The 5,579-nt window shown below is 47.3% G+C and carries 5 protein-coding genes (1 of these 5 cut by a window edge); 4 read left to right on the top strand and 1 reads right to left on the bottom strand.

The genetic code is table 11. The features are described 5' to 3' along the window. Window positions 1-311 precede the first annotated feature (311 nt). The 4 genes from ACX1C1_RS26930 (at window position 312) to ACX1C1_RS26915 (ending at window position 5,321) form a co-directional block, all read left to right on the top strand. Window positions 312-1,043: an MgtC/SapB family protein gene (locus ACX1C1_RS26930; RefSeq protein ID WP_458955162.1), complete on the top strand. Its 732-nt coding sequence runs from the start codon at window positions 312-314 to the stop codon at window positions 1,041-1,043. Next, window positions 1,025-2,899, top strand: a complete 1,875-nt coding sequence (locus tag ACX1C1_RS26925) for a DUF4097 family beta strand repeat-containing protein (protein ID WP_458955161.1) — start codon at window positions 1,025-1,027, stop codon at window positions 2,897-2,899. The genes ACX1C1_RS26930 and ACX1C1_RS26925 overlap by 19 nt, the downstream gene beginning before the upstream one ends. A 96-nt stretch (window positions 2,900-2,995) precedes the next feature. Further along, complete coding sequence (locus tag ACX1C1_RS26920; RefSeq protein ID WP_458955160.1) at window positions 2,996-3,418, top strand: Fur family transcriptional regulator; 423 nt, start codon at window positions 2,996-2,998, stop codon at window positions 3,416-3,418. Window positions 3,419-3,590: 172 nt separating this feature from the next. After that, the gene (locus tag ACX1C1_RS26915; RefSeq protein WP_458957551.1) at window positions 3,591-5,321 is read left to right on the top strand and encodes a glycosyl hydrolase family 18 protein; all 1,731 of its coding nucleotides are present in this window, start codon (window positions 3,591-3,593) and stop codon (window positions 5,319-5,321) included. Between the two features lie 165 nt (window positions 5,322-5,486). On the opposite strand, the gene ACX1C1_RS26910 is transcribed toward ACX1C1_RS26915, so the two are convergent. Next, window positions 5,487-5,579, bottom strand: partial view of a YgzB family protein gene (locus ACX1C1_RS26910; RefSeq protein ID WP_458957550.1) — the 3' portion only. 258 nt of this gene lie beyond the right edge of the window; the window shows 93 of its 351 coding nt (coding positions 259-351); the start codon falls outside the window, past its right edge; its stop codon occupies window positions 5,487-5,489.

The following is a 5,579-nucleotide window of genomic DNA, read 5'->3' as shown; positions in this document are numbered from 1 at the left end:
AACTGCTCAAGAAGCATAACAGTATAGACAAACTTTAAAAGCTTTAAACATAAAGGCCAATATTTTCTGGCCCCGGGCATCCTATTGTCTGATTTTAAATCAAAGTTGGTTTTATGAGATCATTAAATCGACCTTGAGTGGGTTGATAGTAATTTGAGCACTAATGACTTTCACAGAAAAGAAATGACAGTTGTTTAACGTTCTCTATATATGATTCCTTCATGTTGATGTACGGCTAGTGCAGAGCGTTAACGCATACACTTATATTATGCCGACAGATGATGAGTCCATGAATAGAGAGGGGTGCCGCGATGAATGTGACAGCAGGTGTGGCGAATAATCCATGGTTTATTAATGAAATTGACATTGCTGCGAGGTTAGGTCTCTCGATTGTGCTCGGAGGATTAATCGGTTTCGAACGCGAGTCATCCAATCATGCCGCTGGATTTCGTACGAATATTCTAGTCTGCTTAGGCGCGTGTTTACTTATGTTGTTGTCGATATACGGGTTTGCTGATTTTGTAGAGGAGCCTAATGTCCGTGTTGACCCGGCCCGTCTCGCGGCAGCGGTCATTACAGGGGTTGGTTTCCTAGGGGCAGGTACAATCCTGTTCACAGGCAAATCCATAACAGGACTGACGACGGCAGCTTCGTTATGGGTTGTAGCCGCTATAGGCCTTGCGGTGGGGGCAGGTTTTTATTTTGCTTCGGGGACAGTTACGATAATGGCACTGTTAACGTTATGGGGATTCAATAAGATCGAGAAAAGATATATGAACGCCAAGAAGGACCGGGTTATCAAGGTTGAGGCATATGATCTTTCATCCCATCTCGTCAGTATCAATCAAATCTTAGAGCACCGTAGAATTACGATTCGCAAAATGATGATGGAAGAAGTGGAGACATCGCGACAAGAAGGGGATGAGCGAGCAACAAGGCTAATTCTTCATGTTAAGATGTCTTCCCATAAAAAAGATTCGGCGCTTCGTCTGCTTGACGAACTGAAGAAACTGGAGGGCATACGTTGGGTGAGCTCCGAGTAACGCAACGAAAGCGGGCATGGCTCACGGCCTTGCTTGCTTTCTTGCTTCCCGGTATGGGACTTGTATATAACGGGCAATATTCAAGAGGCTTTCTCCTCTTATCGGCTTTGCTTCTCGACGTAACCGCAATCTACCGGCTAGCAAATTCTGATGGGGGAAGCCACCTGCTTCTGATCGTATATCTAGGTTTGCTGCTGCCGATATATTATTTTGTAAGTGTATTCGAGGCGCTGCAGATTAAGGATCGTCCAGCTGAGGAGAGACTGCCAGTACAACTGCTTCACGGCATTTTGCTAGTTGCCTCTGGAATTGTCATGATGATATTGATTAAGCCTCCGCATTTGCTCCTCCCATGGATGAACGAATTGGCTGAGCTCAGTGTGGGTCCACTTCTGATGGCGATCGCTTGCTTTTTTGTGCTGACGGTTGTCAAGAAAGGAGAAATCACCATGTTTAAGCTTGGTCGATTAACAGCGGCGATACTAATATTATCGGTTGGGGTACTGCTGCTGCGGGATCAAGTTAGGGATTCGAATGATATCATGCTGCTTCGCGACTGGTGGCCGCTGTTATTTTTGCTGCTTGGCATTGAAGTTACCCTATATAGTACCGTGCTGCGAGCGAAGGTTGCTAAGCTAAAGCTGGATATGGCTGGAGCAGCAGCTGCGTTAGTTGTGACGGTGACAGCTTATGGCGTCACCCAATTCGCCGATTTCCCCGTTAAATGGCTTGATCAATTTAATGTGGATTTGAGTGGCATGGTGGAGTATGGCGAAGAGAAGGGTTACCACATGACCAAGAGCGTCATGAAAGTATTTGTTGATGAGCATCTATCCTCGGTCGCGATAAAAAATATGAATGGAGATGTTATCGTTCGTACAGGCGACGTTCGGGAGATCGAGGTGTTTACGACAGTATGGGTAGACGACTTGGACGAGGCTGAGTCAAAGGTCATTGCCGAGCAATCGACAGTAGAAGCAACACCTGGGCGCGAAGTGATGCTCGAAGCAAAGGGACAACGTTATGGCACCGACAATAAGCGAGTACCTCGAATGAATATGGTGATTGTCTTGCCGCGGATTGAACCTCGTGCTGAGAAATCCGCTCCTGAAGCGACTCCCGATGTGGAAATGGATGAACCCATGATGACGGATGTCATCACAACTCAGTCGGACGAGCCCGTGTACGCATTGCCTGACTACGAACAAGCTCCCGATTCGAGTGCGGAGCAGCCTACAGCTATTCAAGTGCAGATTGAAACCGTTAATGGTTCCACCGAGGTGGACGGGCTGGTCGCAGAAGACGGACTTATCGTCAACAGTGGGGACGGGGCTATACGAATTTCACAATTGATTGGGCCTTTGACGGTTACCGGCAATAATGGAAGTCTTGATGCAGAGTCGCTGAGCGGCGAAAGTACGTTGGAGCTCAAGAATGGGGAGATTGCAGTAAGCCATGCATCTGGAGGAGCCTTGTACGCAGCTACTTCCAACGGCAATATTCGATTGTCGGATATCGCAGGAGAAGCCGAAGCGGAGACCAAGAATGGGAGTGTAACGATTGACGGCGCAGCCAGCTCGGTCAAAGCGAACACAATGAACGGCGGCATTACAGTAGAGAGCAGTATGGTAGGCGGAAATTGGGATTTGGACAGTTCCGTCGGGGAGATTACAGTAGGCCTGCCAGAACAAGGGGATTATTCTTTATACGGTTCGGTAACTTTTGGGAAGATTGAATCGGAACTGCCATTCCAGCAAATTCGCAAAACGATCCGTGGCTCAGTTGGCGCAGGCACTTACCGCATTCATATTAATGCGACAAATAGCATAACCATTGAAAGTCGGGTTACTCGTTAGATGGCGCTTTCATTGACAAAAACTTTAATATGAACGTACAATAGATTATAACGATTATAAATCATTTCATTTTTTTCAAAGAAAGGCGTGAGGGGAATGGCAGCCAACGTTCATTCGGCACTGGAACAACTTAAGATGAATGGCGTCCGTATGACCCCGCAACGACACGCCATACTGGGATATTTGATGGATACGAAATCACATCCTACCGCCGACGAGATCTATAAGTCGTTGTCGCCTACTTATCCGAGCATGAGCGTTGCGACAATTTATAACAATTTGCGTTTGTTCGTCGATGCAGGATTGGTACGCGAGCTAACATACGGCGATGATTCAAGTCGCTTCGATGCTGACCTCTCCGATCATTATCACGCAATTTGCAAGAGTTGCGGACAGATTGTCGACTTCGGCTATCCTCCTCTGCTGGAAGTAGAGAAAGCGGCTTCGAAGGAAACGGGCTTCTCCGTACATGGTCACCGGATGGAGATATATGGACTGTGCACAACATGCAACACTTAACGGTCGCTGACCGTCTATAGAATAAGATAGTTTATGACAATAACGTGCTGGGCAGCGTTTTTACGCTACTTCTTGCACGTTTTTGTTTGAGATTGTATCGGAGCATAAGCAATGAATCCGCATGCTCCGGAATGCAATTATGACAAGAGCCAAGGAGAGTGAAGCATTGGAAATGAATTACATCCGACCGCGTCGTAAGAAAAGAAGAGTCGGATTAATGATGTTAGTCTTTCTGTTCATGACTTCAGCAATTGTAACATTTGGATGGCTGGGTTATTTGAAGTATATTCCAAGCCGTGAGTATCAAGAGCCGTCGTATGCATCTGCGACTCCCATTATCGTAAATGGAGAGGAAACCGCACAAGGTGCTTTGATTGAGAACGGAATGGTTAAACTGCCGCTTCCTATTTTAGAATCTATATTTGCGGTGGACAAGCCGATACACTATGAAAGCACGACAGGTACTATCGTGCTTACGAGCGTGGACAAAGTGCTTAGACTTAAGACGGATGCGTTGACCGGCATTCTGAATAAACAACCATACAAGCTGACGATTGCTGCCGAGGTCACGGACAATATTGTATATATTCCGGCCGCGCCAATTGAAGAGTTATATGGGCTGAAGGTGGATTACAATCCGGAAACGGGGATCGTTTCTCTCCTTAAGGAAGGAGAATCGGTACAGCTTGCAGAAGCGCTGGATGAGAAAGGTGCATCTATCCGCACATCACCATCCATCAGGGAACCCTATTTGTTGAAAGTTGCACAAGGTGAAAGCATGCGTGTATGGAGCAGCAATGATGGTTGGTTGCTCGTACAGTCATCGCAGGGGCACATCGGCTACGTTCGGGAGAAGGACGTTAAGATGTCCGGTACAGAAACAGTGAGCGAAGTGAAGCGCGAAGAACCTTTTGTGCCATGGGAGCTAGACGGTCATAAGATCAACATGACGTGGGAAGCTGTCTACGAACGACGAATCGATCCAGCCAAGATCGGGGAGATGCCGGGCGTTAACGTGGTAAGTCCGACATGGTTTGAATTGACCGATGGAGCGGGCACGATCAAAGGGAAAGCGGATCCGGCTTACGTAAAGTGGGCACATGATCGTGGGTATCAGGTGTGGGCGCTCTTCAGTAATGGATTTGAGCCAGAACGTACGACGGAGGCGCTCGCTACAGTGGAGTCTCGGTTCGTCATGATCCAACAATTGCTTGCATTCGCGGAGATGTACAAGCTTCAAGGTTTCAATATCGATTTCGAGAATGTATATACAAAGGACAAAGAAAACTTAGTGCAATTCGTTAAGGAACTGACTCCGCTGCTGCATGAGGCGGGTTTGGTCGTATCCATCGATGTTACGCCGAAGTCGAACAGCGAGATGTGGTCGGTCTTCCTGGATCGTGAAGCGTTAGGGCGCACAGTTGATTATATGATGGTTATGGCATATGACGAGCATTGGGCCTCCAGCCCGAAGGCAGGGTCGGTAGCCTCGCTGCCGTGGACGGAGAATTCGATTGCGCGCATCCTGCAAGAAGATAAGGTGCCTGCAAACAAGCTGATTCTGAGTATGCCTTTGTATTCGCGGATATGGAGCGAAAAGGCTGGATCAGATGGTCAATTGGAGGTATCTTCTAAAGCTGTAGGCATGGAGCGGGTGCAACAAATTATTGCAGATAAAAAACTTGTGCCTGTTCTGGATGCTGCTGCAGGACAAAATTATGTTGAGTATACGGAGGAAGGTGTCAAGCAACGTATTTGGATCGAAGATGATCTATCCATTCGGGCAAGGGTGGGGATCGTACACAAATACGATTTGGCTGGTGTAGCTACCTGGCAAAGAACCTTCCAGGTGCCATCTATCTGGAATACCATCAATGAAGCATTGACGACCCCATCAAAGTAAAGCAGCACTCATACCATCGATGTAAGAAAACAAACAAAACCTCCAAGCAAGTGCGGCAATGCCCGCATGGCTTGGAGGTTTTGTTCTTCTCAGAAATATACGCACTATACAACTATGGGACGATGATCTCTTGAGTGACAACGTGGTTAGACCATTGTGACGTTGTTAAGCTTTCAGCTCTTCAGTGTTTTCCCGAGCTTGGTTAGGATCAAGCGTCAGCATTGTGCGGCAGAACATGCAACGATCTGTTTTGCCCAA

The sequence above is a fragment of the Paenibacillus sp. strain BS8-2 genome (assembly GCF_054483835.1).
This window is presented reverse-complemented; position numbering and strand designations above follow the sequence as displayed.